Annotated in this window: 23 protein-coding genes; 9 read left to right on the forward strand and 14 right to left on the reverse strand. The window is 43.7% G+C overall.

Annotated elements, in window-relative coordinates; all coding sequences use genetic code 11:
- Positions 1 to 233: 233 nt before the first annotated feature.
- The 6 genes from E2R53_RS12040 to E2R53_RS12065 all read left to right on the forward strand — a co-directional run bounded on the left by E2R53_RS12040 (position 234) and on the right by E2R53_RS12065 (position 2,377).
- Positions 234 to 455 carry a spore germination protein gene (locus E2R53_RS12040; RefSeq protein ID WP_133311976.1) on the forward strand — a complete coding sequence of 74 codons (222 nt, stop codon included), beginning with the start codon at positions 234 to 236 and terminating at the stop codon, positions 453 to 455.
- Positions 456 to 620: 165 nt separating this feature from the next.
- Positions 621 to 836: a spore germination protein GerPB gene (locus E2R53_RS12045; protein WP_133311977.1), complete on the forward strand. Its 216-nt coding sequence runs from the start codon at positions 621 to 623 to the stop codon at positions 834 to 836.
- 85 nt (positions 837 to 921) lie between these two features.
- Positions 922 to 1,548, forward strand: a complete 627-nt coding sequence (gene gerPC / locus E2R53_RS12050) for a spore germination protein GerPC (RefSeq protein ID WP_133311978.1) — start codon at positions 922 to 924, stop codon at positions 1,546 to 1,548.
- Entirely contained in the window at positions 1,545 to 1,721 is a 177-nt protein-coding gene (locus E2R53_RS12055) for a spore gernimation protein GerPD (RefSeq protein ID WP_070879263.1), read from the forward strand. The genes gerPC and E2R53_RS12055 overlap by 4 nt, the downstream gene beginning before the upstream one ends.
- Positions 1,722 to 1,727: 6 nt before the next feature.
- Complete coding sequence (locus tag E2R53_RS12060; RefSeq protein ID WP_133311979.1) at positions 1,728 to 2,114, forward strand: spore germination protein GerPE; 387 nt, start codon at positions 1,728 to 1,730, stop codon at positions 2,112 to 2,114.
- 44 nt (positions 2,115 to 2,158) lie between these two features.
- Positions 2,159 to 2,377, forward strand: a complete 219-nt coding sequence (locus tag E2R53_RS12065) for a spore germination protein (RefSeq protein ID WP_133311980.1) — start codon at positions 2,159 to 2,161, stop codon at positions 2,375 to 2,377.
- Positions 2,378 to 2,418: 41 nt separating this feature from the next.
- Here the strand turns inward: E2R53_RS12065 and E2R53_RS12070 are convergent, their stop codons facing one another.
- The 5 genes from E2R53_RS12070 to addB form a co-directional block, all read right to left on the reverse strand.
- Positions 2,419 to 2,721 carry an HNH endonuclease gene (locus tag E2R53_RS12070; protein WP_133311981.1) on the reverse strand — a complete coding sequence of 101 codons (303 nt, stop codon included), beginning with the start codon at positions 2,719 to 2,721 and terminating at the stop codon, positions 2,419 to 2,421.
- Between the two features lie 23 nt (positions 2,722 to 2,744).
- A complete protein-coding gene (locus E2R53_RS12075) occupies positions 2,745 to 6,104 on the reverse strand; it encodes an SbcC/MukB-like Walker B domain-containing protein (protein WP_133311982.1) in 3,360 nt (1,119 codons plus the stop codon).
- On the reverse strand, positions 6,101 to 7,285 hold the full coding sequence (locus E2R53_RS12080) for an exonuclease SbcCD subunit D (protein WP_133311983.1): 1,185 nt from the start codon (positions 7,283 to 7,285) through the stop codon (positions 6,101 to 6,103). The genes E2R53_RS12075 and E2R53_RS12080 overlap by 4 nt, the downstream gene beginning before the upstream one ends.
- Before the next feature lie 327 nt (positions 7,286 to 7,612).
- The gene (addA, locus tag E2R53_RS12085; protein ID WP_133311984.1) at positions 7,613 to 11,320 is read right to left on the reverse strand and encodes a helicase-exonuclease AddAB subunit AddA; all 3,708 of its coding nucleotides are present in this window, start codon (positions 11,318 to 11,320) and stop codon (positions 7,613 to 7,615) included.
- Entirely contained in the window at positions 11,301 to 14,813 is a 3,513-nt protein-coding gene (gene addB, locus E2R53_RS12090) for a helicase-exonuclease AddAB subunit AddB (RefSeq protein ID WP_133311985.1), read from the reverse strand. The genes addA and addB overlap by 20 nt, the downstream gene beginning before the upstream one ends.
- A 386-nt stretch (positions 14,814 to 15,199) precedes the next feature.
- On the opposite strand from addB, the gene E2R53_RS12095 reads away from it, so the two are divergent.
- Entirely contained in the window at positions 15,200 to 16,312 is a 1,113-nt protein-coding gene (locus E2R53_RS12095; RefSeq protein WP_133311986.1) for an MFS transporter, read from the forward strand.
- Positions 16,313 to 16,314: 2 nt separating this feature from the next.
- Here E2R53_RS12095 and lepB read toward each other — a convergent pair whose 3' ends face one another.
- On the reverse strand, positions 16,315 to 16,818 hold the full coding sequence (gene lepB / locus E2R53_RS12100; protein ID WP_133311987.1) for a signal peptidase I: 504 nt from the start codon (positions 16,816 to 16,818) through the stop codon (positions 16,315 to 16,317).
- Positions 16,819 to 16,836: 18 nt separating this feature from the next.
- Positions 16,837 to 17,454 carry a TVP38/TMEM64 family protein gene (locus E2R53_RS12105; protein ID WP_133311988.1) on the reverse strand — a complete coding sequence of 206 codons (618 nt, stop codon included), beginning with the start codon at positions 17,452 to 17,454 and terminating at the stop codon, positions 16,837 to 16,839.
- A gap of 182 nt (positions 17,455 to 17,636) precedes the next feature.
- Here E2R53_RS12105 and E2R53_RS12110 point away from each other — a divergent pair, with 182 nt between their 5' ends.
- A complete protein-coding gene (locus E2R53_RS12110) occupies positions 17,637 to 17,999 on the forward strand; it encodes a hypothetical protein (protein WP_133311989.1) in 363 nt (120 codons plus the stop codon).
- Here E2R53_RS12110 and E2R53_RS12115 read toward each other — a convergent pair whose 3' ends face one another.
- Positions 18,000 to 18,572: a competence protein ComK gene (locus E2R53_RS12115; RefSeq protein ID WP_286166159.1), complete on the reverse strand. Its 573-nt coding sequence runs from the start codon at positions 18,570 to 18,572 to the stop codon at positions 18,000 to 18,002.
- Between the two features lie 351 nt (positions 18,573 to 18,923).
- Between E2R53_RS12115 and E2R53_RS12120 the strand changes: the two genes are divergently transcribed.
- Positions 18,924 to 19,157: an IDEAL domain-containing protein gene (locus E2R53_RS12120; protein ID WP_133311990.1), complete on the forward strand. Its 234-nt coding sequence runs from the start codon at positions 18,924 to 18,926 to the stop codon at positions 19,155 to 19,157.
- 193 nt (positions 19,158 to 19,350) lie between these two features.
- On the opposite strand, the gene aceA is transcribed toward E2R53_RS12120, so the two are convergent.
- From aceA to E2R53_RS12150, 6 genes are all read right to left on the reverse strand, one after another.
- The gene (gene aceA / locus E2R53_RS12125; RefSeq protein WP_133311991.1) at positions 19,351 to 20,637 is read right to left on the reverse strand and encodes an isocitrate lyase; all 1,287 of its coding nucleotides are present in this window, start codon (positions 20,635 to 20,637) and stop codon (positions 19,351 to 19,353) included.
- 283 nt (positions 20,638 to 20,920) lie between these two features.
- Positions 20,921 to 22,189: a M48 family metallopeptidase gene (locus E2R53_RS12130; protein ID WP_133311992.1), complete on the reverse strand. Its 1,269-nt coding sequence runs from the start codon at positions 22,187 to 22,189 to the stop codon at positions 20,921 to 20,923.
- A 74-nt stretch (positions 22,190 to 22,263) separates the two neighbouring features.
- Positions 22,264 to 22,569: an AzlD domain-containing protein gene (locus E2R53_RS12135; RefSeq protein ID WP_133311993.1), complete on the reverse strand. Its 306-nt coding sequence runs from the start codon at positions 22,567 to 22,569 to the stop codon at positions 22,264 to 22,266.
- Positions 22,559 to 23,278, reverse strand: coding sequence for an AzlC family ABC transporter permease (locus E2R53_RS12140; RefSeq protein ID WP_133311994.1), 720 nt, complete (start codon positions 23,276 to 23,278; stop codon positions 22,559 to 22,561). Before E2R53_RS12140 ends, E2R53_RS12135 begins: the two co-directional genes overlap by 11 nt.
- A gap of 17 nt (positions 23,279 to 23,295) precedes the next feature.
- Positions 23,296 to 23,847 (reverse strand): helix-turn-helix domain-containing protein, encoded by a 552-nt coding sequence (locus E2R53_RS12145; RefSeq protein WP_133311995.1) that lies wholly within the window; start codon positions 23,845 to 23,847, stop codon positions 23,296 to 23,298.
- A gap of 245 nt (positions 23,848 to 24,092) precedes the next feature.
- On the reverse strand, positions 24,093 to 24,863 hold the full coding sequence (locus E2R53_RS12150) for an enoyl-CoA hydratase-related protein (protein WP_133311996.1): 771 nt from the start codon (positions 24,861 to 24,863) through the stop codon (positions 24,093 to 24,095).
- Positions 24,864 to 24,872 lie beyond the last annotated feature (9 nt).

A 24,872-nucleotide genomic window follows, 5' to 3' on the forward strand; every position in this document is an offset into this window, starting at 1 on the left:
TTTCCGCTGCAGGAACTTGCCTTCACCGGGGAGGGTGGGAGTCAAGTCCTTCCGCTACAATCCACTTAAGGTTTTTAATAGTAAGTCTAAAAGCAACAAATTTTACTCATATCAGCCGTTATCTCACTTGCCTATATCCGCTAAATAACTCCGCACCTATCACAAGTCTGCCTATTTTTCATACGATATTTTACAGGTGCAATACTTTACCTCAATGCAAAGGATGTCGGAATATGCCAGCCATAGTAGGAGCATTTAAAATAAATGCCGTTGGTACGAGCAGCATTGTTCATATCGGGGATGTGATTACCATCTCGCCATACAGCGAAGTCAAAACCTTTGCAGGGGCTGGATCTTTCAATACGGGAGACGGTTTGAGCATCAACAATCAAAACAGTGTCACGAATGCTTACGATAATGACACGATTGACCAGCCAATAACGGGAAATGCATAAGGTGAAACTTCCAACAGTGGAGGTTTTCCTCATCTTCCACTGTTGGTTAGTTGAACCAATCGGGCTTTTACGGGCAGTTTACCTGCCTACCCAACTATACTTTCCCTCTCAAGTCTTGAGGAGGGGTATTAATGCCCGTTAATGCGGGATAAAAGAGGTGAAAACATGAATTTTTATATTAATCAGACGATCCAAATTAATTACTTGAAAGTTGATGCCGTCAGCAACTCTTCTGTTCTTCAAATTGGCAGCGCAGGTATGATTAAACCCCTCGCAAACCTTTATAATACTGGAGCATTTACTGCCCCTGCCCCTGCTGCTGTACCTCCTGGAGGCCAGACTGGGACGGAAGGCCCTTTCGTTCCGCTCGCCCCGAGTTAATCAGGAATAGGCATTCACCCATTTCAGCGCCCTGCATATAAATGAATCTAGGGTAAGTTGTGTACGTGATTTATAAGCGGGGTGAATGAAAGTGTACTATGATCAATCCATGATGCAGTATGTGCAGAATTTATACGGAATCGTTCAGGCTCAGGATGAGAAAATCAAAAAACTTGAATCCGCTGTTTCCGCCATGATGGGCGAAATAGAAGAATTAAAAAAACGCCCCAGTACAACAATTGAAAAAATAGAATATAAATTTGATCAATTAAAAGTTGAAACACTTGAGGGAACATTGAACATAGGGCTCAATCCAACTGTCCCTGATCAAATTGAAAACTTTGAGGTAGATCAGAAGGGTCTTCAAGTAAACCAGGTTAACAATACAAAGCGCGAGGAAGAAATATTTGAAGCAGTCCAGGCAAACTTGCTCGCATTTCTGAACGAAGACTGCGTCAAATACATTGAGCAAATCGCTGCCCAAACTAACTATGAGCTTGATGATGCCCATAAGGAATTTATCATTGAAGATATCCGCAAGCAAATTGACAGCAGGATCAGGTTCTACTTAAAACAGGGAACCTATGATGAATCCATTCCTGTCAGCGCGCAGATTGAAGATATTACATCGAAAGTAAAGCAGGATGTGGAGCGTTCCATAACGTACTTTATCCAAGCCCTGCCACAAGAAGGAGCTGACAGCAACTCATGAATTTCAGCGTTGTGAATAAAGAGCTTTCTGTTGGAGCCATTCGGGTGACCGCTGTTGCAAGTTCCAGCGTCTTCCTAATTGGCGATGCCAATTGCATTACACTGTCATCCGTTTTTGATACGCCGCCTGAATCACTCATTATCGGCCCATTTGTTCCACTTGCACCAACGTAAGCTGCTATGATCAATCGATTATCGATTGTTAACAAGGCGTATGTTGATTCAATCGGGATCAGTTCAATTTTTCAGATCGGGGACAGTGTAGATATCGTTCCTCGAGTTAAAGTTTACGCTGTGCAGAGGGAAGCTGAAATTGAACTCGGCAGCGAGGGTGACTTGAAACAATACAATATTTATTCAGAGCTTTTGCCAAAGCCACTGATCACAGAAAACATACAGACTGCTTTCTTTCATGAAAATCCGACCATAAAAGTTGGGGCAGTAAAAGTAACGTCTATTTCTTCAGCCGCTGTTGTTCATTTTGGTTCAACGAACACCATTTCAGCTGAGTCACGGGTAAAACACATCAGGCAATTAGAAAGCAAGAATGAACGTAAACAGCCTTAATGCATAGACTGTGAATATGACAGAAAGCCAAAGGATGTTCATTCATGCCAGCTATTATAGGTCCAATCTGCATTAACTCTGTCGGAGGCGGTGTTGTAAACTTTGGTGACTCTTTCTATCTTTCGCCAAAGAGTTCATCAAAGACCGCATCTGGGTCTGGCGGGGGAAATACCGGGGACTTCATCATCGTCAACAATATCGTAAGTGCTACGAATTCAATCGATCCGGACGTAAATGATCAAAATATTGTAGGAAATAATTAAAATGACGTGCCTGTGAGACAGCACGTCATTTTTATGTCAGGTTATTTTCTTTTCTTCCGCTCATTTGATTTTTTTGTCCGGACAAGTCTGGAAGAAGGCTGCTTTCGGATCCACTTTACATAGCTTGCAAGTTTAGGATCATTTCTCAGTTCTGTTATCGTATTCAGACGGATGGCCAGCTCATCATTTGTATACAAAGCATGAATTTGCTTGTGGCAAGGTATGCAGAGCTGTGCTGTCGGCAAAAAGGTCCCGCCTTTTTCTTTTGGAGTTAAATGATGCTCTGTCGTTTCTACTTCCTGCCGTCTGCATAGCTCGCACGTTCCCAACCCTTTTTTCGCCATTTACATCCATCCTTTTTTAATACCTACATCACTTCAAGCAATACGCTTGTTCCATTTCCGGTCGGCTCAGCAGGCAAGACAATAAGCTTCCTCGGCAATCTGGCACGAAGCTCCTGAACATGGCTGATGACGCCTACAGCAAGATTGTCAGACTGCAGCTTTTCAAGGGCTGAAATAACCGTTTCAAGCAGCTCCCCATCAAGGGTACCGAATCCTTCATCCAAGAAGAAGAACTGAAGCGGATATTCCCCTCTCAGCTGAATTTGCGAGGATAAAGACAGGGCCAGGGCCAGGGAAGTCAAGAACGTTTCTCCTCCGGATAAGCTTGAGACAGGACGCCTCACTCCCCCATTTGCATCATCTCTCATAATAAATCCGCCGCCGGAATCTACTTCAATCGCATAACGCTGCCTCGTCAATTGCCCTAAACGTTCGGAGGCATCCTCTGCGACCAGGTGAAGCTGTTCTTCTGCCAAAAATTCCACAAAGCCGTTTCCCTTAAAGACAGATTGAAGTTTTTCAAGACGCGAAGCAAGGCTGTCAAGTTCCACTCGCTTTTCTTCAATTTCCATAAATCGTTTATGCTTCTCGTTCAAAAGCTGCAATGCTTTCGAAGCAGCTCCTTTTTCTTGCGCTGCAAGGTCTATCAGCGCCTTGCTTTCAGACTTAAACTGCTTAATACCTGTCCATTTTTCAAGGCTGACAGATCTGTTATTCAATTTTGCCTCTACACGTTTTAAGTCTGCCAACACTTGTTTCTTTTTATCCTGATAGGCATCAATTTCTTCTTTCATTTTCTGCTTATCTGCAGGTGCTGCGATGGATCTCACCGCAGCTTCAAGATCTGCAAATAGGGTCTCTTGCTTGACCTGCTCCCATTTTGTTACGGCTTGTTTCAGACGCACTTCTGCCTGTTCATAAGCCTTCTCTGCTGCATGGCTCCTGCTTTCAGCCTTTTGAACATCCTGCAGGGCAGTCTGCCACTCGTTATACAGGCTCTTCTCCGTTTGAACAAGCTCTTCTAATTTTCTGTCCGTTTCCCGGAGCAAAGAGGCAATGTCACTGCCAACTGTCTCTTGACCCAGCCTTTTCTGTTTCTCGTCAGCTGCCTGCTGTTTATTTTGAAGCGAAGCAGCAAGCTCAATCTGAGTGTTTTTAATTAGCTGAGCTTCATGCTCCAGCTGCTTGATTTGTTTCTCTTTTTCTTCAATAAATTGGACACTTATTTGCACTCTTGTTTTCAGCTCTTCAAGAACAGCATCTTTTTCACTGATCTTCCGCTGCTTTTCTTCTGCCTGTTCAAAGGAAATCCCGCCAAACTCATGGATCCACTTTTCTAGTCCAGCAAGATATTCGGCCTCCGTTTGATCATGCTTTTCATAAATTTCTTTTAAATCTTCTTCACTGTTCTTTTGAGTATAAAGGTGCTGATTGATTTTCTCCTGCCATCCTCTTTCGCTCACTTGAAGCTTTTGGAATCGTTCTTTCGTTTGCAGAAAATCCTGATTCAGCGCTTTATACTCTGTACGGGAATCCATTTCCTCTTTTTCGTCTTCATTCAATGAAACAACCAGTTCCGATAAAAAGGGATAGGCCGAGACCATTTCTCTTGAGAGTTCTTCCCATTTTTCTTTTAAGTGCTGAAGATGTGCACTGATGGCTGCATCTTCAGCTGTTTTCTCTTCTAGCTCCTCAATCAGTGAGCCTGATATTTCTAAAGCACCCGTCTCTTTGGCAGGCTCTGGATGATGAGCCGATCCGCATACTGGACAGGGATCATTTTGTGAAAGGTGTTTTGCAAGCTGGACCGCCATTTTGTGCTCGCGCTGTTTCTCTGCTTTGTTCTTTTCATCCAATAGGCGCAGCTTGCGGGTTTCAGTCTGCTGCTTATGATCGTTAAGCAGCTCGCAGCTTCTATGGTAAAATTGCTGAACACTGCCGAAGGAATCCTTGATTTTCTCGCCGACCGCCTCGTGCTTCTGTCTTGTGTCCTTCAGCTGATCTTCTGCACGCTTTAAAAGAATCTCTTTTTTATCAGCTGTCTTCTTCCACTCAGCTAAGGATGCTTCAAGATTGGCGAGGTGAAACCTTTGTTCAGACGCCTTCCGTATTTGTTCTCTCTCTTGAACAGTTACAGTGTTCTGATCCATTTGCTCTTTTAATGCCTTTTGCTTTTCAAGCGCCTTTTTCAATAATTGATTGGCCCGCTCCGCTGCTTCTTGCCGCTGACTAAGATCGTCCGCTGACGCGTTAGCCTTTTCCGTCAATTCCTTTATAACAGTTAACTCTTCTTTAAGAACTTTCTCCAATTCCCTAAGCTGTAATAGCTGTTCTTTTTTCGTCACTAAAACGGGTTCTTCTGCAGCTTTCTTTTCACGTATTTGCTCATAGGCGCTGACGGTTTGGGCGTAACGCTCCTTATGCTGCTTGAGGACTTGCTGCAGCTCTTTCATTTGCCGGCTGCTGCTGTTTTTTTCTCTTTCAGCTGATTGAAGCGCCTCTGCATAAGGCTTGACGTAGTCCGCTTTCTCCGCAGCTTCAAGACGTTTAGAAAGCGCAGCCATGTCATCTTTTTGCTGCTCAAGGCGCGACTGCAGGTTTTCATACTCGCTTTTTTCAAGCTGAAGCTGCCACACTTCTTCGTACTCATCATATTGTTTGACGGTTTGATCGTATTCTTTTTGTCTTTTTTCAAAGAGCAGATTTGCCCCTTCAAGCTCTTGTTCAGCAAGCTTAACTGCTTCACTTGAAGCATCTCCGAGCCCTGCCTGTTCAGCTGTCAGTTCGTTTTGTTTTCCCTTGGCATGCAGCAGTCTTTTTCTGAGCTTTTTAACGAGCTCATCTCCATACTGCTCTAAATGGAACAAACGCTGAAGCATCTGCCTTCTTTCCGCTCCTTTCAAAGACAGGAATTCAGCAAATTTCCCTTGAGGAAGAACGACTGCTCTTGTGAAATCATCAATTGTCAGACCGAGGAGAGCATACACTTTTTCATTTACTTCTGCAGCTTTGTCAGCAAGTACTACGGTCTCTTCGGTATGCTCCATGATGCGGCAAAGCGAAGTTTTAACCCGCTGCTCATCTGTGCGTTTAAACATCCGTTCTACAGAATACTTCTTGGAACTGTCTGCATTCTCAAGTTCAAATGTAAAAGAGACGTGGAGAACATTCTCTGCATGATTTAATATTCCCTGAGTGTTATTGGCTGCCCTCTCTACTTTTCCGTACAAAGCAAGAGTCATCGCATCAAGAATAGAGGATTTTCCGCTTCCTGTCGGGCCAAATATGCCAAACACTCCGCCTTCGCAAAGAGAACTGAAGTCAATAACCTGCTTTTCTCTAAAACTATGCAATCCTGAAATGGTAAGGGATATTGGCTTCATTCCTTGTCCTCCTCCTCTTCTTCCGGCTCATCGTGAATCATATCCAGAAAGAGCTTCATCGTTTCCTGATCAGGCTGTGCCCCGCCGGTCTGCTGCTCATAAAATTTGGCGAAAAGCTCATCTATCGGAAGATTTGCTCTGCTTTCCCGGCTTTGTTCATGAATGCTTTTTTCAAAGACAGGACGGATATGCACAAATCCTGGATGTGAATTTCGCAGTCTATGAATCTCTTCAAGGGAAAGGGTATCTTTTAAATGGACCTCTAAATCAATCCAGGCATTTTGGTCTTTCCCATCGTCCAGCCACTGATGAACCTGCTGCAATCCTTCTCGCGCTCTCCATTTTACTAATGGCTTTCCGCTTGAGAGCAAGACTTCAGAAACTTGAGCCTGTCCGCCTGGCTCAATATCGACAATGGAAACTGATTTTGCGTAGCCTGATTCTGAAAAACTGTAGGCAAGAGGCGAACCCGAGTATCTTGCCATTGTGCCGGCCCGCTTCAAAGTCTGCGGACGATGAAGATGCCCAAGCGCCACATACTGCGCTTTTTCAGGAAGACTTGAAGCAGCTACCGTATATGCGCCTCCTACTTCTATTGGACGTTCAGAATCAGTGGAGCTTCCCCCGGCTACATAAATATGGCTCATCGCAAGATTAACCGTGTCATCTCTGAACTGCTCTGCCATATAGGCAAATAAATCCCGAATTCGTTCATCATAGGAATTGCGCAAAAGAATTTCATCATGACTGTCTGAGAGCACTTCTTTTAATCTTGCTTCTGAAGGGTAAGCAAGCGCCGCCATCATCATTGATTGATCAGCAGCCGGCACATCAACGGTCAAAATACCTGATGAAGGGTATCCAATCAGGTGAATGCCCTGTGTGTCTGCAAGCGGTGAAGCAGCCTGCAGACGTTCAGGGTTGTCATGGTTGCCCGCTATCACAATAACAGGACGGCGGCCTTTATCGGAAAGCCTCGAGATGCTTTCATAAAAAAGCTGTTCAGCTGCTGCCGGAGGATTCACCGTATCAAAAGCATCACCTGCCATTATGACAGCATCCGCTTTTTCATCAATGACAATCTGCGAAAGCTCGTCTAAAAATTGAGCCTGCTCAAGAAGACGGCTTCTCCCTTCAAGCGTTCGGCCTAAATGCCAGTCTGCTGTGTGTAGAATCCGCATAATTTCCCCAACCTTTCTTATTAGAAAAGCGCAAGCGGCCCGTTTAGCTCAGGCATGACAAGGATCCGACATAAAAGGCGCTTTTTGCCTTTACTGGCGGAGCCGTTCTGGCCGAGGAGTTGGGCGATGGAGCTAGACACCTCGAAAAGCGGAACCGACTGTTCAGCCCCGACAGGCAGATAAGAATTCACCCATAAAGTCCGGTTCCCGCCTTTTTGGGTGAATTTGTTCTGACCGAGGGGCTAGGAGGTGGAGCTAGACACCAATGCGCAATTCATTCTTACTTATGTTCTAAAAAAAGAAGAAGTAAATACTTCTTCTCATGTCTTACACTTCTAGTACATGTCCTCCATCAAAGAAATAAAGAACTTTTGATGAAAGAGGTTTCTTCGTTATTTTTTCAATCGCTTTTCCGTAAAGATCAAGCTGAACACTGTAGCGTTTCGTTAAAACAGAACGTGCCTGCTGAAATCCTCCCGGAAACTTCCCTTCAATAGCATCTGTTTTATAATCAAGCAAAACGACACCTTCTTTGTCTTCAAATAAACAGTCGATGACACCTTGAATCAGTACATGCTCACCCTTTGCTTCTTCGTAAAGTTCATCGGCGGGCAAGGCATAACTGAAGGGAACCTCCCTCTCTATGCGGTCTGCTTTCTGAAGTCTTTTCCCGATATCCGTCTGGAAAAAGCGAGCAATGGAGTCAATATCAATGCTGTCCGCCTGCTCTTTTGTCAGGATTTCTTTTGTGATAAGCTCTTGAACTTTTCGGCGGGTAATTTCGGCCGTTACCGGTTCGCTCAGATTAAGCTGCTGCATAACTGCATGCATAGCTGTCCCTTTTTCTGCAGCTGTGAGCGATTTTTTTTGCATGAATTTTGGACGGTCATACATAAAGGTGTCTTTCTGATTACGCAGAATGGTTTCATCACTATATTCATCTCTGAATTCCTGCTGCCTTTTCACTTCCGATACTGATTGCTTTGAACGGAATATGGTGGCAAACTGATGCTCATATGTCCATGATAATCGGGCTTTTATTTTCTCCTGATAATCTGACTGCTCAGCTACTGGTTCAAGGTTCTTCAAAGCACTGAGCATTTCCTGATTGTACTTTTTCTCCTCTTTTTGACTGTCATACAGTTCCTCTTCATTCATTACGCTAATTTCCCACCGCGATGGATGATGAAGAATGGATGGACTTGTTTCTTCACTATTTTCCCTGAGTCTTTCCGCATTCTCGTGGCGGACTAATGCAGGACCGATCCAGTCAAGATAGGATTTAGCCTGTGCACGTTCAAAATCCGGGAGCAGCCACTCCTCCTGAGTCATTGAATTTTGCCAGTCAGACAGCGTTTTTCCGGCGTCTTTCAATGTTCCGACCAAGAATAGTTTCTCTTTTGCGCGAGTTAAAGCTACATACAGAACGCGAAGCTCTTCTGACAGCAATTCAATTTTCATCTTTTTCTTCATGGCTGCAAGCGGCAAGGTTGGATAGCTGATTCGAAGAGACGGCTGGATCAGCTTCGTAGCGAATCCGAGCTCCTTATCAAGCAAGTATTTTTTATTCATATCCATCATATTAAACTGTCGTGCTAGCCCGGCAACGAATACGACCGGAAACTCCAGACCTTTGCTGCTGTGAATGGTCATCAGCCGGACAACATCTTCCTGCTCGCCGAGGGCTCTTGCAGCACCAAGGTCATCTCCCCTCTCCTGCATGCGCTCTATGAAGCGAAGGAAACGGAAAAGTCCTCTGAAGGTAGTGGCCTCATACTGACGTGCTCTGTCATAGAGCGCCCGCAAATTGGCCTGCCGCTGCTTGCCGCCGGGCATTCCGCCGACATAATTGAAAAATTTCGTATCCCGGTACAGCTGCCAAATTAATTCTGAAACGGATCCCATGCGAGCAAGTTCTCGCCATGTTTGCAGCTGATCATAAAACGACTGCAGTCTTCTGCTGAGGGCTGCATCTTCCCGGGATGCTTCTGATAAGAAAACTTTTAACGCTTCAAAGTACGTGCCTTTTTTTGAATATGTCCGGATGATGGCCAGTTCATTTGTATTCAGTCCGACAACAGGCGACCTTAGAACGGATGCTAGCGGAACATCCTGGTACGGGTTATCAATCACTTTGAGAAGCGACATCATAATGGCGACTTCCGTTGCTTCAAAATAACCGCCTGAGAGGTTTGCATACACAGGAATGCCCTCTTGTTTAAACTCCTCAATAATTTGTGGCGCCCATGGCATAGAGCGCAGCAGAATGACTACATCTCTGTACGTGATATTCCGGGTACCGCCGATTTTGCGGTCATAAATCTGAAATTTATCCTGAATCATCCCGCGGATTTTCTTTGCCATGACTCTTGCTTCAAGCTGAACAGTCTGAAGTTCTTCAGGATGGAATGAAGCTTCTTCCACAGAAAAGTCCTCTTCCTCATCCTTGCCGCGATTTACAAGCAGGAGTTCAGCCCGCATCTGCTCGGATTCCGGATAAGTTGCGCCAAGCTTCAGCTCAGCATCAAGGTCGTAGGCAACTTCCCCTACCTTCTCTCCCATCAGCTGCTTGAAGAGAAAGTTCGTGCCGTCGATGACTTCTGAACGGCTTCTGAAGTTTTTCGATAAATCGATGCGGAGTCCTATGTGCTGTCCTTCTTTTGAGAAGGTTTTATATTTGCTTAAAAATAAAAACGGTTCAGCAAGGCGGAATCTGTAAATCGATTGTTTTACATCGCCTACCATAAACAAGTTTCCCCGTCCGCTTTTTGTTACCAGCTTGAGAATGGTTTCCTGTACGAGGTTTGTATCCTGATACTCATCGACAAGAACTTCTTCAAACTGATTCTGATAATCAAGAGCTGCTTCACTTGCATGCAATTGACCATGCTCATCGGGTGTTCCCAGTATTTGAAGGCAGAAGTGCTCAAGGTCTGCGAAATCAACAATCCCTTTTTGTTTTTTCATTTCATCAAAACGTTCCCCAAACAGATTCACAAGTCCTGTAAGTGTTTCGATGACAGGTTTTAAATCCCGCAAATCCTGCAGATGGCTTTCATAAGATCGTGCAAACAGCTCTTCCTGCAGCTGTTCGATTTGTTTTTTGGCTGAATTGCGCAGCGCCGTAGTCTGTTCAAGCAATTCCTTGCTGTATTCAGACCCCCTGCAAGCTTTAGCCCGCGAAAATGACGTCAGTGCCATTTTTTCCGCCAGTTCCTGCCACGAATCCTTTGCTTTAATCAATTCCTGAACCTGCCTGATATCATCTGTCAGATTTTCCGCACGCGGAGCTGGGCCCCCCGGTTTTTCAGTCAGTGCAAGTGCTCGCTGCAGTTTTTCAAGACTGCTTGTGAGCTGCATGGAAATATCTGCAGCAAGATATGGAAAAAACGGCAAGTTTTCAAGCCGCTCTTCTTCGCCATACATGCCGGCAAGTTCATCAAGCCACTTAGATGGGTTCGGATGCGAACGGGAAAATTGATAGAGCGCACGGATCAGTGTTTGCAGGTCTGTATCACTTCTATCTGTTGTATAGCGGTCTACTAGATCAAAAAAAGCATCATTATCTGCAAGGCTGTATTGTTCTTCAAAGATATCACCCAGCACCTCATCGATCAGGAGCTGCCCCTCTGTTTCATCTGCAATCCGGAAACCAGGATCCAGATCGATTAAGTAATAATACTTCCTCACCACATTCAGGCAGAAGGAATGAAGCGTAGAAATGGCTGCCCGATTTAATAGGGACAGCTGTCTTCTCAAATGAAGGGAAGAGGGGTTTTCCTTCAATGCTTTTTCAAGCGCTTCGCCGATCCGGTTTCTCATTTCTGCTGCTGATGCATTGGTGAAAGTTGCGACTAATAAGCGGTCCACATCGACCGGATTTTCTTTTGAAATGATTTTGCGGATAATTCTCTCAACGAGCACCGCTGTTTTTCCTGATCCAGCGGCGGCAGCCACAAGAATATCCTGTCCGCCTGAGACGATCGCTTTCCATTGATCATCCGTCCACTGGCTGTCACTCGGTTTCTGTATCATTCTCTTCCCTCCCTGCTTCGTTCCTCAATCTTGAGAGAATGACATCATTTTTGTCATCCTTCAGCATGCGGTATTGATTTTCTGACAATGATTGATCAAATTGACAGACGGACTTAAAGGAGCAAAACGTGCACGGCACTTTCTCCTTCATTTTGTATGGGGCGATGTCAACAACCCCGTTTGTAATATCCGTTCCTATGCTTTGGAAAATCGAACGCACATGACCGCGGAGCAAATCAAACTCCCCTTCGCTTGCAATCGCAGAATCTGATCTGAAGCCGCCATCCTTCTTAATGCCGGCAGATACTATTTTCGAAAGGCCGCTGTCTAATGTCTGATCCATTAGACGCACAGCTTCCTCATCTCCAAGCAATAACCCCTTCATTTTAAACTTCTTGAAAATTTCCTCTTCAATTTTATCGTGCGGAATCTGTGATGCTGTCTGAATCATCGGATCGTGTACATGAAAGTAAAGCACGCCTGCAGGAGTCGCCTCCACTCCAAGCCAGCTTTTAGAATGAGTGATAATCACATCTAAATAAGTCAGCATCTGCAGGGCGAGTCCGTAATACACCTCTGATAAATTAAGAGCTTTATCACTTGATTTAAAATCAACGATTCGCAGGAGAACTCCTTTAGAGCTTTCCGCCTTATCCACGCGGTCAATCCGTCCGATCAATTCCATCGTGCAGCCATTATCCAGCTGAAAACGGATAGGAGGCAGCGGACCGCCTTTTCCAAAACCAAGCTCAAGGCCGGCCGGTGCAAATCCGCTTGCCTTCGCATGCTCGCTTAAAATAGACGAAGCTCTCGTGATAATGCTGACAAGCTTTCTTTTTAAATAGTGATGCCGGTTTGAGCTTAATAGAATTTCCCGCTGAAGTCTTGGCGCAAGTGTTTCAACTGCATCATGCGAAAGGCTTGCACACTGATCCTTCGATAAGTCCTTCCAATCAAGCTTTAATTGCTGCATTCGATCTGCTATCAGCTTTAAAGCGGAGTGAAACATCTGGCCTATATCCGGTGCCTCAAGACGGAAATATTGCCGTTCTTTAAGTTTTAATCCGTGTGTTGCATAATGGGAAAACGCACAGGCCTTAAACATTTCCATCCGCGAAACACTGCCTTGAATGTGCTCGCCGTAAAGCTCTCTGCTGATGTCTGATTGCAGTGTTTCTGCCTCGTTTCGGTAAAACAGGCTTCCCACAACTTTTGATAACGTCTCCTTCTGGTCCTGCTGGGTAAAATACGTGTACGTATCCCACCAAATCGAACTGATTGGATAGCTCCGCTTCCAGGCCTGCAGCTGAGACGTAAGATAGGAAATGGTAACATCTTCATTCACAATAAAGGACAGCTGTTCCTCTTCAGGCAGCTCCTCAGGCTCATTTATAAAAATTTCCGTTCGAATGGCTGGGAATAAGTCCTTCAGCCGCTTAATGATCATGGACGGAAGCAAAGCTTTTCCTTCCTCATCTGCAAGCGGATAGGAGATATACAGCTCATGTGATGCGCCTGCAAGTGCTAAATAAATGATAAAACTCTCATCCAAAAGCTGCTCTCTCGCAGTTGGCGCAAGTTCAATTCCCTGATGGTGCAGAGACATCCGGTCTTCCTCTGTCAGCACCCCTTTTTCCATCGGCCTTGCAGGAAGAACACCATCATTGGCGCCAACCACAAATGAAATCTTGACGTTAAGCAGCCTTGATCGTTCCAGGCTTGCGATGACAACCTGATCAATTGCAGGCGGAACAAGCGCAAACTTCATCGCTTCAAGACCCGTTTCGATCATTTCGGAAAATAGCTTGCGGGAGATGGCATGTTCATTCATCATCTCAGCAAACTCATCCAGCATTCCTGTTACAGCACTCCATACTTGAGCATGTTCTCTAGCCTCAGTCAGTCTTCCCGCTTCCTCGGCATCCACTCTCAGCTGCTCAAGCTTAAGCGGAATATCCAGCTCTTCAAGAAACAGGTACAGAGCCTCAGCCATGCCGATGCTGCTTTTAGCCCTTTTCATTCTCTCAGCAAGTCCGTTCAGCGGCCGTACAACAAGATCTCTGAGCTCATTGATCATGTCTTCCATTTCATTTTCTTCGTCTGTTCTGACATACTCATCGTCCAGTGAATAGTATCTGCGATAGACAAAACGTTCTTCCTTCGTCCATTTGTTTCCCTGAATCCCGTATGATAGCACGTAGTTCTCAAACTGATCCATTTTCTCCCGCATTTCCTGCTTGCCGGCGCCAAAAGGCAGAAGAAGCTCTGTTTTGATGCAGCGGAACACAGCTTCATACCGCCAGTTGCCGTTTAAGACTTCAAGAGCGGATCTGATCAGTTCAATCACAGGGTGATTCAGCATCGAACGCTTTTGATCGATGAAAAAAGGAATCTCATAATCTCTGAACACTTGTTCAATCAAGTCCTGATAATCTCCAATATTTCGTATTAATACGGCAAGATCCTTGTAGCGGTAATCATCATCCATGACAAAACCGCGGATTTTTCTGGCGATCCCTTCTATCTCTGAGCGGCGGGACGAGGCCTGGGCAATCACCGCATTTGTTTCTCCTTCGTACGGCTTTACAGGCCTTGATTCAAGGTATCTCTCTAAATGGGCAAGTGACGGACGTTCTATGAATCTCGGCATTTCATTTAATACGAGAACCTCATCCACTTCCATCCTTGATTCTTCTGCAAGCATTGAGAGCTTATGATAAGTCATTCCAGTCATTCTGAATAAATGCAGCTCATGCGGCAGATGCTCATGAAACGGCTTGTCTGCTGTAAGGGCAATGGTTACGCTTTTCGCATGATTCATGAATGCTGCGATGACTTCATACTCCTTTGGTGTAAAGCTGTGAAATCCATCTATATAAATATCCGCATTTTGAATATAAGTTGATTCTGCAATTTTCTCTGCCAAGAGCTTTAGATAATCCTCTGAATCAACGTACGTTCCGCTGAGTTCAATCTCGAGCTGTTTATAGAGCAGGACAACATCATGAAGCTTATCAGCCAGCGCCTTTTCCTGACGGGTAGCATTTACTGACATCTTCTCAAGCTTATCTTCCATGTCCTGGGGCGTGAGACTATAGCGCTTCAGTTCTGTAATCATCGTTTCAATATGCTCAATAAATCCGCTTTTGCCGCTTGCTTTTGCAAAAATTTTAAACTCCTGCTTATGCTGTTCAACAAGCTTCCGAAGCATCATTTGAATCCCTGTTCCGGAGATATGATAGCGGCTGATTCCTCCTGTTTCCTGCAGAATCCTCCATGCCAGACGGCTGAAGCTGAATGTTTGCGCACGCATCATCCCGCCTAAATCAGGCGTTTTAATCAGCTCATATTCAATGCCAAACGTCATTTGATCAGGCACCAAATAAACGATTGGGTCTCCTTCCGGCTGTTCAAAAAGATCCATGCGGATTTCATTTAACAGCCGGTGTGTTTTCCCGCTTCCAGATCTCCCTAAAACAAACTTTACTCCCACATCCAGGACCCCTTCCTATAAAAAGCGCAAGCACATTGATACGCACAGGCGGCTTACTGTTATAAAATTCTAAATTAATTTCTTTTCGTCAATGAATAAAAAGGCATACCAATATGCCTTTTTCATTCTTTAAGCTATCTATTATTTCATTTGTAATCTCTCCATCTATTTTACTTGAAAAAACAGGGGAATACCATTCCCGTACCCTTTCCAAGTTTTGCAGAATCATGGGAGAACGGCCTGATTGGCTGACGCATAGGCTATAAGAAAAGTGAATGCGCCAAGGTTTTGGCAAAGCCGTTCTGACAGAGGATCCGGGTGCTTGCGCTGGACATAGATGCTGGATGCTATCTGAATCTTGATATGAATGAAAAGGAGGCAGGAACATGAATAAGATTAATCTGCTCTCATTCTTTTTTTTAATCACGGCGATCATGGTCGCAAGCAGCATCTATATTCTTATTCCGATTTATCACGAAGCTGCAGAAGGCATTGGAATTTCATTTGATGAAGCTGTACTCGGAAGCACTTTTTTCACCTTCTTCTATGCAGCCGGGCTCCTTGTATTTGGGCCGCTTACAGAGATGGCGGGGAAGAAAAAAATTCTCATTGCCGGATTTGGCTGCTCCATCATTGCCACGGTTCTCTTAGCCTTTGCGGCACCTTCAACCTTTCTCCCGCTGCGCTCCTTACAAGGATTCTTTTTGGGCTGCTTTGCGCCTGTCGCTTATGCCTATTGCTTTGAAGCCTTTAATGAGAAAATAAGGACACGGCTGATTTCCCTTATCAATATGGGGTTTTTGATGTCTGGCATCATGGGTCAGCTGATCAGCTCAGCAATTGAAGCCGCTTTCAATTGGGCTGCTGTGTTTTATTTTTTTGCATGTATGTATGCTTTTGTTATGGCTGGGATGGTATTTTTTATTGAGGAAAAAAGATCGGGAACTGTCCGGAAAAATTTCTTCTCTTCTTTAAGCTCTATTCTTAAAAACAAAAAATTGCTGTTGTGTTATCTTCTTGCCTTTGCAATGTTAATGTCTTTTGTTGCTTACTATGAAGGTTTTCACAGAGAATACGGGAGAACGGTTTCAAGCGAGGCTTTATTTTGGGCCAAAGCAGCGGGATTAACGGGGGTATTTTTCTCACTGATGAGTGTGAAGTGGATTATAAAGTATGGTAAGCTGACTGCCGTCAGATATGCCATGATTGGGATAATCCTTTCATTTCTTCTCTCATTTTTAAGCACGAATCTTTACATGTCAGCAGGATTTTCAGTGTTATACACAGCATCGCTCTCCATTTGCATACCCGCGGTCATTTCGCTTATCGGCGAATACGGAGGCCGTGACAGGGCAACTGCAGTATCCCTTTATTCATTCCTGCTTTTAGCCGGAGCAAGCATAGGCCCTTTAATAGCCGGCATCTTTTCCTTTCATGAAATTCTGTTTTTGTTCTCAGTGTTTTACAGCATCGCTGTTCTTTTTACAATCAGAAAATAGATTCATTCTTTTACTTTTCCAATCACTTCATCCTGCCTGATCAAGCCAAATTGCCTGCTGTCACGGCTTACGAGACGATTATCCCCTAAAACAAACAGATATCCCTCTGGAATTGTATTTCTTCCGGTGATTTCTTTTAAAGTAAAGCTGCCTGTTACTCTTCCGAAAGGAGTCCCTTTTTTCAGCGTTTTCAAATAAGGCTCTTCCATTGCCTTGCCATTTACAAACAGTTTATCATTTTTATATTCGAGTTTATCCCCCGGCAAACCGATCACTCTTTTGATGTAAGCATCTTCTCCGCCCGGTGCTTTAAACACAACAATCTCAAAGCGTTTAAAATCAAACAGGCGGTGATTGACCTTATTTATGGACAGCAGATGTCCGGCTGTCAGAGTAGGCTGCATGGAAACACCCTCAACCTTGTAATCAACGAAAATGAGATTTTTTATGGTAATAATGAGCAAGAATGTGATGACAGTTGAAAAAAACCAGTATCTTTTTCTCATCTTAACTCCCCCGTAAAATTAATGATCTCTTTTCTTTTCAAGCATTTTGACATTGAGCCGCTTTTCGAGCTGCTTGCCGATGAACCACAATAAAAAAATGACAGCCACGGCAATAACCGTTCTTGAAGGCTGCGTAATCAAAGCACGCAAATCATATCCGATGAAACTGACTAAAAAGATCATCACAAACTTTCCGGACAGCACAGCCAAACTGAATTGCCAGATACTCACCTTGGACAGCCCCGCCACGATATTAACGGCTGCAGATGGCGTAAACGGAAAGCAAAGCAGCAAAAACAAAGGACCAAACCCGTGCCTCTCAAGCCACCCCATCATTCTCTGCACAGTCGCATTCCGGCTGAAAACCCTGAAAAACCTCTCCTGTCCGTACTTTCGAACGATCAAAAACAATATTAGGGCACCAAGACAGCTTCCGATCCAGGAATAAATAAAACCGAACCACAGGCCAAACGAATTGGCATTCGCTACAAGAAAAACGACTAACGGCAAAAATGGCAGAAACGCTTCAAGCAAAGGAAGCCCTATGCCCAGCAGCGGGCCAAACGAACGGTAATCTTTAAAAAATTCCATCATTCTTTCAATAGTAAAATAATCCAAAAACGCCTCGAGTTCCATGCGGTAAGCTCCTTACATCTTTATCTATGCTATTATTTTACACGTTTGTGTAAAGACTTTAAACATAGAGGGTATTTTACAGTGCGGAGCATGCATAAAACAGACTTGCATTTCATAAGCTGATAAAGTAAAATAAAATCGAACATACGTTCTTTTTATAATGTTGAAGCGAGGTTTTTTTGATGACGAGAATTCCCTCAGACCTTCGAGATGCAATTGAAATGTCCATATACCTTCCGATGACCATATCCATATTCAACCGGGACTTATCCATCATTGAGCAAAGTCCATTCAAGCTTAAACAGCCATACCTGAACATCATCGAAGAATCACTCAAACTTGCACAAAAGGATCTGACAGTCGTACGCCATGAACTGAAAAAAAACAGCATAAAGGTCAGCCAGGTGCAAAGAGATGAAGCATTTACGATGTATTCATTCATCTTTAAAGGCTACGAGGAGCAGCACAATTATTTTAATCCGAGAATACGCAATAAAGTATGCGAACTCATGGAAGAATATTTATTTAAAGTGATAAAAAAGTAATTAATGCTTGTTCAGCTCGCGAATGATTTGTTCGTAAATGAGATTCGTCTGCTTTTCCTTTGGAAACAGCACCAAGTTCATCTTGCGGTGCTCTTCTTCGATTCGTGCTGTAATGATTGTGCGCAGCTGAGCCGTCCGGAATAATTGGTTCTCAAAAGAGGTCGATGAGACTGAAATTGTCACACTGCTCCCATTTGTGAAGATAATGTCTGTATTATCAAAATCAGCTGCTGTATATTGAAGAATGTGTGCATGCGAAATCCATGCGCATTGCCTTCTTGATGAAGAAGACGTAGGAAAGAAATACATATGATTTCCCGGATCAATGACAATCGGAGGTTTATGTGTAATTCCCATTAAGTCCCTTGTGGCAGCTTTGCGTCCTTCATAGCTGGACCCAAAATAAGAACAGCTGCGGTTTATAATATCCTGAGGAGTGAGCTTCACAAAAACCTCTTGCTCTGCCTCAATGACTCTAGAAAACAGACTTCCTCTGTGTGCCTCAGGCAAGATTGCCATCGTAAATCGATTTGCTACGTAATGATCTAAATACTTTGCTTGCTCGTTTTCCAAAATTTTCACCTCTAATTATATAGGAGTATAGAACTAGTTTTAATCTAGCATATTCATTTCTCATTTTCTACAATTTTACAATATTTTAACAATGCGGTGAAAAGTTAGAGAAAATGCTATAGACAAATCTCTTATTCAAAATTCAAGCCTCTGCTACACGGCATCCGGCAGAACCCAATCAACTTTCATGTCCTGCTCTGCGTTCAATTTATCTTTCCTCTTCCATGTTTTCCTGACTTTTTACCACATGCAGAAATTGGAGAAATAAGTTTTCTAAAAATTATAAATATTTAGTTGATTTCCGTGCCTATTATCCATATAATTAAAAAAAGGCATCAGGGGTGATCTTTCGTGAAAAACAGGAAAACGTATACCGAGATCATGAAGTCCCGTAACACATTCAAGATGGAAAAGAAACAGGAAACCGTACTTGATATTTACATTCAAATGGTGTTGGATGAAGCTGTGTTAACCCGGAAACTGTCCCTCCTTTCGGAAAAGATCGATGAGTCCTTGGACCGAAATGACAAACCGCTATTTTTAAAGTTAGCCAAAGAATATGCAGAGCTGCGATTAATCATTTAAAAGCAAGCCCCGAAGCGGGGCTTGCTTTTATGTTGTTGGTGGAGAATGTGCAGGGCATCGTACAGCTCCTATGGGTACCTTAGCAAAAAACTTCTTTATTCCAAGCATCATACAACATCTTAGATCCAAATTAAATCCAGGACACAAAAAAAGCTGCCGCACCAAAATGATGCGGCAGCTTTTTTTGTCCTGCTTAAGATTGATTAGCCGTGAACTGCTCTGCTTCTGTTGAACCTTTTAACGCAGTTGTAGAAGAAGTTCCGCCTGTGATGGTTTGTGATACTTCATCAAAGTAGCCTGTTCCGACTTCGCGCTGATGTCTTGTTGCTGTATAGCCGTATTGCTCGCTTGCAAATTCAGCCTGCTGAAGCTCAGAGTATGCAGCCATGCCGTGATCACGGTATTTTCTTGCGAGTTCAAACATGCCGTAGTTTAGCGCATGGAAACCGGCAAGCGTAACAAATTGGAATTTGTAGCCCATTTTAGCAATTTCTTTTTGAAACTTGGAAATTGTCTCTTCGTCTAATTTTTTCTTCCAGTTGAAAGATGGCGAACAGTTATAGGCAAGCAGCTTGCCTGGGAATTTAGCATGAATAGCGTCAGCGAACTTCTGCGCCTGCTCTAAGTTAGGCTCTGATGTTTCGCACCAGACTAAGTCAGCATACGGAGCGTAAGCAAGTCCGCGTGCGATTGCCTGATCAATGCCGGCAGCTGTGCGGAAGAAGCCTTCCGGTGTGCGCTCACCTGTAATAAATGCCTGATCTTCAGGATCTACATCACTTGTGATTAAGTCAGCTGCGTCTGCATCTGTTCTTGCAATAATTAATGTCGGAACGCCCATAACGTCAGCTGCTAGACGAGCTGAAATTAAATTCTTAACAGCTGTTTGTGTCGGCAGCAATACTTTTCCGCCGAGATGACCGCATTTTTTCTCAGATGATAGTTGATCTTCGAAATGAACCGCCGCTGCTCCAGCTTCAATCATTCCTTTCATTAATTCAAATACGTTCAGCTGTCCGCCGAATCCGGCTTCTGCATCGGCAATTATTGGAGCGAACCAGTCGATGTTTCCTTCTCCCTCAAGATGCTGAATTTGATCGGCGCGCTGCAGGGCCTGATTGATCCGTTTTACAACAGACGGCACACTGTTTGCCGGATATAAACTTTGATCCGGATACATGTGTCCTGAAAGGTTTGCATCAGCAGCTACCTGCCAGCCGCTTAAATAAATCGCTTTCAATCCTGCCTTTACTTGCTGAACTGCCTGATTTCCTGTAAGTGCGCCCAGTGCATGTACATAATCTTCCGTCTGCAGCAGGTTCCAGAACTTTTCAGCGCCCCTGCGTGCAAGTGTATGTTCGATATCAATTGATCCGCGAAGGCGAATGACCTCTTCCGCTGTATATGGTCTTTCTACCCCATTCCATCTTGCATCCATTGCCCAATTTTCTTGTAATTTCTGTGCTCTTTCGTTTGTCATTTCCTGATCCCTCCAGTAGGTTGTTTGTATTGTTATAATACAGTTATTAATTTATATTATTAATATATAACAGACTAATTGAAAATGGAATCTTTTTCTTTAAAATTTTTTGAATTTTTTATTTTTGAAATTTAATTGCTTAATAGGAAGGGTGGATCGAGGCTTTATAAAGGAGTTGACAGTGCTCAGCTAATAATAAAAACATCGCTGCTCCATAATGGAACAGCGATGTTTTTTATTTGCTTTTTTCGTAAACTTTTTAGATTAATGCGAAAACAGCCTTTTATTTATCAGGATTACCGCTTCCCCATTCCTCAAGATAGGTAATCCGCTCAAGTATCGTAGGATGGCTGTATCTGAAAATTTTCACCAGGCCAGGCGGATTAACCTGGCTCAAGCCGGCTTTCGTCAACTCCTGGAACGTATTGACGGCTGCTTCCGGATTTTCAGTCATTTCAATGGCGTATAAATCAGCATCTTTTTCCTGATGGCGTGAAATGATGTTGGAAAATGGATCTGAGGCAAAAGTGAGCATCCCCAGAAGCATCAGAAATAACGGCAAGGAAGCAAGCTGCTGTTTTTCGGTGATATTGAGAATATGCCCGAACCGCCTGATTGAAAAATTCATTAACCGGTTGATCAAATATAAACCGATCAGTGTCAAAACAAGGTAGCCGGCAATTCCGACGTAAATATGCTTCATGACGTAATGTCCCATTTCGTGTGCCATGATAAACAGAATTTCTTCCTCACTCAGTTTGTTTAAAGTAGTATCCCAGAGCACAATTCGCGAATTGTCTCCAATTCCGGTCACATAGGCGTTTAACGCATTTGTTTTCTCGGACATATTCACTTCAAACACATGCTCTGCCGGGATATCCGCTTTTTCCGCTATAGCAAGGATTTTCGTTTCAAGCTCTTTGTTTTTAAGCGGAGTAAAATCATTGTAAAGCGGATCAATTAGAACGGGCTGGATAAACATTAAAAACAGACTGAATGGAATCGACAGCACCCAGGCAAACAGCCACCACTTCCTGGAAAACTTGCGGATAAGCCCATACAGCACTGCAACAATTAAAAGCATAAACGCATAATTCACCCAGAAATCAATCAATTGATCTTTCATCCATCCAGCAAAGGATTGAGTTGTGATGTGGTAAGAAAGCGAGATTTTATAGCGCATCCATTCGATTGGAAACGCACAAAGTGTCACGATAAAAGAAAGCCAGAACACATATACCGCTGTCTGAATCACAAAGAAACGTGAAATCCCTTCAGACCAATGCTGAATTTTCCTTGAAAACCCAATAACTAGAATAACGAAAAAGATAAACCATTCAAATGGCGCTGTTATGAAATAGAGAAAATCCCTAAGCCTGGAATATTCGCCTGACAGCACCAGTTCGCGGCTGTTCATAAACGTATTCGGGTCAGCTGAACCTCCCTGAAACTGGGTTGGCAGGGCGGAATCTGCCCCCATATAGATATACCAATAAACAAACAGGCCATACAAGAAGTAAATCAGGACTGATACAGTCAGCCATTTGCGCATGATGATGCCCCCTCGAACAAGCTCTTTGTATTAGTGTAGTTCACGACAAAGAGAGTTAGAACTTAAAATTCGGGTTAAAACACGAGCCCGTATACAATCAGCGTCAGGATGGAGCTCATTACAACGACGATGACATTAACACCCAGATAAGCAACGGCAAAAGCTGAAATCGCCCCAGTGATTCCAAACCAGATATCCTCTTGAATAAGAAAAACACCAGGAACAATCAATGCTCCGAGGGTTGCAAATGGAACGTTTCTTAATACATTTTGAACAAAAGGAGGCAGCTCGATACCGCTTAGAGCTACCAGAGGAATCATCCTCGGCAAATAAGTGACTACTGCCATGCCGATAATCATCATCATGACATTACTGATCATTTTGCTTTTCCTCCTTTGAATAGATCAGCTCGATTAGAACAGCTGAAAGCAGTGTAGATACGACGATAGCCCATCCAGTTGACATGAGCCCTGTCAGATAAATGAAAGAATGAATAACCGCAGCAGCTGATGCCAGTAAAACAACTTTCCTGTGCTTTTTCATAGAAGGAACTAAAAGCCCGATAAACATCGCATATAGCGCAACCGACATGCTTTCCTGCAGCGTTTCCGGCAAGCTTTCGCCTATCAGATGTCCAACACCTGAAAACACTGTCCAGCTCGAATAGGAAATGAAAATAAGCCCAAACATATAACCTGCTGAAACATGCCCTTCTTTCACAGAAGCAACCGAAAACGTTTCGTCTGTAATCCCAAATGAATACAGCGCTTTTTTCCACAAGCTGTCTTCCTCAACCTTTTCATTTAAAGAAGCTGACATCAAAAAATGTCTGATATTCACAATAAAAGTAGTAAAAATAATTTCAAATACTCCGGTGCCGGCTGCAATCAGACTCAGTGATATGTATTGTGCAGCTCCCGCAAAAACGAAAATGCTCATTAAAACGGTTTCGGATAGAGTAAGTCCTGTATCACTTGCAAGCAGTCCGAATGTTATAGCAACAGGCATATACCCAATTGCAATGCTGAGACCGGCTGTTATTCCTTCAGAAAAATGTGACTGTTTTCTCAAAAATGCTGTTGTTGCCATTAATCTCCCTCTCTTCTTTACGGATAATAAATCAGCAGAAAACAGTTTGCGGACACATCTGCCTTATTTTCATAAACATGCTCGCGGTTAGCGGTGAATTTAATGGAGTCTCCTTTTTTCAGCTCGTAATGTGCAGCTCCAATAGAAACAGACATTTCTCCTTCACTTACAAATAAATACTCCTCTACCCCGCTTAAATGCTGCTCTGATACATGCTTGCATCCCGGCAGCAGCTCAAGCAGAAAAATTTCAAACTTCTTCTGCTGATCATAAGGAAAATAGGAAAAGACATTGTATAATTCATTCAAATCCTGAACGGCTGTTTTATCCGCCCTGCGTACAACCGCAACACTCGTCTGTTCTTCTTCTACCAGAGACGAAAAAGATACACCAAGTCCGTTCGCAATTTTCCAGAGCGTATTAACGGTCGGACTTGACTGGCCCTTTTCAATTTGTGCAAGCATTCCTTTGCTCACACCCGTAACGGCTGAAAGCTGATCCAAACTGTACTGCCGCATTTTGCGCACATTCTTTAAGTTGATTCCAATTTGTTCCTGCAGTGATTTCATAAGTTCTCCCTTTCGATTTGTTTTATATAGTATACATTCGTATTATATTTTGAACAATATAGAAATAGTAATATTCTGATTTTTAAGACTAAAGTCCATGAAAAGGAATAAGAAAAATTCCGTCCGTTCCTTTCCGCTGCAATCCACTTAAGGTTTTACCATGTAATCTTAAAGCAAGAATGTTTACGAAAAGCTCCTAGAAAAAAAACCACAGAAAAACGGCCAATCACTTGGCCGCTCCCTGCTTACTTTCCTTTAAAAACTGGTTTTCGTTTTTCGCTGAATGCTGCTAAAGCTTCAACTCGGTCTTCGGTAGGAATCGTTATTTCATAAGCCTTGCGCTCAATATGCAAGCCTGTCTGAAGATCTGCATTCATCCCCTGTTTAATGGAAAATTTAGCCTGCTGCAGAGCAATAGGTCCATTTTTGAGCATTTCTTCTGCAAGCTCGATTGCCGCAGCCATGACATCTGGAGCTGTCTTTGAAACAAGACCATACTCCAGTGCTTGCACTGACGTAATTTTGCGCGCAGTTAAAATAAGCTCAAGCGCTTTAGCCTCGCCGATAATGCGCGGAAGGCGCTGCGTTCCCCCTGCACCGGGAATGATGCCAAGGCCTGTTTCGGTCAGCCCGACAGACGTGCCTTCTGCTATCAGCCTGAAATCACATGACAGGGCAAGCTCCATTCCTCCGCCGAATGCATAACCGTTAATGGCTGCAATTGTGGGCTGAGGAAGGGCATCAATCTTTGTGAATACCTCGCCGATTTTATAAAGATTCCGTTTTACCTGCTGATCTGTCAGAGTCTTTCTCTCTTTCAGATCGGCGCCTGCACAAAATGCCTTTTCCCCTGCACCTGTAAAAATCACAGCCCTGACTTCAGGATTCGTGCGGATATCTTCAACTGCTGCCTCAAGCTCAAGCAGTGTTTCATAGTTGAAGCAGTTGAATACTTCCGGGCGATTTAACATGACAACGGCCAAGTGCTTTTCTACTGTGTATAAAATGTTGGTCAAAACTGACTT

The organism is Peribacillus frigoritolerans (assembly GCF_004358755.1).
In the GTDB taxonomy this organism is placed as follows: domain Bacteria; phylum Bacillota; class Bacilli; order Bacillales; family Bacillaceae; genus Bacillus_P.

Bases quoted from the DNA above. Each gene is read 5' to 3' on its own strand.
- E2R53_RS12040 (WP_133311976.1), top strand. From the start codon at position 234: ATGCCAGCCATAGTAGGAGCATTTAAAATAAATGCCGTTGGTACGAGC.
- E2R53_RS12045 (WP_133311977.1), top strand. From the start codon at position 621: ATGAATTTTTATATTAATCAGACGATCCAAATTAATTACTTGAAAGTT.
- gerPC (WP_133311978.1), top strand. From the start codon at position 922: ATGAAAGTGTACTATGATCAATCCATGATGCAGTATGTGCAGAATTTA.
- E2R53_RS12055 (WP_070879263.1), top strand. From the start codon at position 1,545: ATGAATTTCAGCGTTGTGAATAAAGAGCTTTCTGTTGGAGCCATTCGG.
- E2R53_RS12060 (WP_133311979.1), top strand. From the start codon at position 1,728: ATGATCAATCGATTATCGATTGTTAACAAGGCGTATGTTGATTCAATC.
- E2R53_RS12065 (WP_133311980.1), top strand. From the start codon at position 2,159: ATGCCAGCTATTATAGGTCCAATCTGCATTAACTCTGTCGGAGGCGGT.
- E2R53_RS12070 (WP_133311981.1), bottom strand. From the start codon at position 2,721: ATGGCGAAAAAAGGGTTGGGAACGTGCGAGCTATGCAGACGGCAGGAA.
- E2R53_RS12075 (WP_133311982.1), bottom strand. From the start codon at position 6,104: ATGAAGCCAATATCCCTTACCATTTCAGGATTGCATAGTTTTAGAGAA.
- E2R53_RS12080 (WP_133311983.1), bottom strand. From the start codon at position 7,285: ATGCGGATTCTACACACAGCAGACTGGCATTTAGGCCGAACGCTTGAA.
- addA (WP_133311984.1), bottom strand. From the start codon at position 11,320: ATGATACAGAAACCGAGTGACAGCCAGTGGACGGATGATCAATGGAAA.
- E2R53_RS12095 (WP_133311986.1), top strand. From the start codon at position 15,200: ATGAATAAGATTAATCTGCTCTCATTCTTTTTTTTAATCACGGCGATC.
- lepB (WP_133311987.1), bottom strand. From the start codon at position 16,818: ATGAGAAAAAGATACTGGTTTTTTTCAACTGTCATCACATTCTTGCTC.
- E2R53_RS12105 (WP_133311988.1), bottom strand. From the start codon at position 17,454: ATGGAACTCGAGGCGTTTTTGGATTATTTTACTATTGAAAGAATGATG.
- E2R53_RS12110 (WP_133311989.1), top strand. From the start codon at position 17,637: ATGACGAGAATTCCCTCAGACCTTCGAGATGCAATTGAAATGTCCATA.
- aceA (WP_133311991.1), bottom strand. From the start codon at position 20,637: ATGACAAACGAAAGAGCACAGAAATTACAAGAAAATTGGGCAATGGAT.
- E2R53_RS12130 (WP_133311992.1), bottom strand. From the start codon at position 22,189: ATGCGCAAATGGCTGACTGTATCAGTCCTGATTTACTTCTTGTATGGC.
- E2R53_RS12135 (WP_133311993.1), bottom strand. From the start codon at position 22,569: ATGATCAGTAATGTCATGATGATGATTATCGGCATGGCAGTAGTCACT.
- E2R53_RS12140 (WP_133311994.1), bottom strand. From the start codon at position 23,278: ATGGCAACAACAGCATTTTTGAGAAAACAGTCACATTTTTCTGAAGGA.
- E2R53_RS12145 (WP_133311995.1), bottom strand. From the start codon at position 23,847: ATGAAATCACTGCAGGAACAAATTGGAATCAACTTAAAGAATGTGCGC.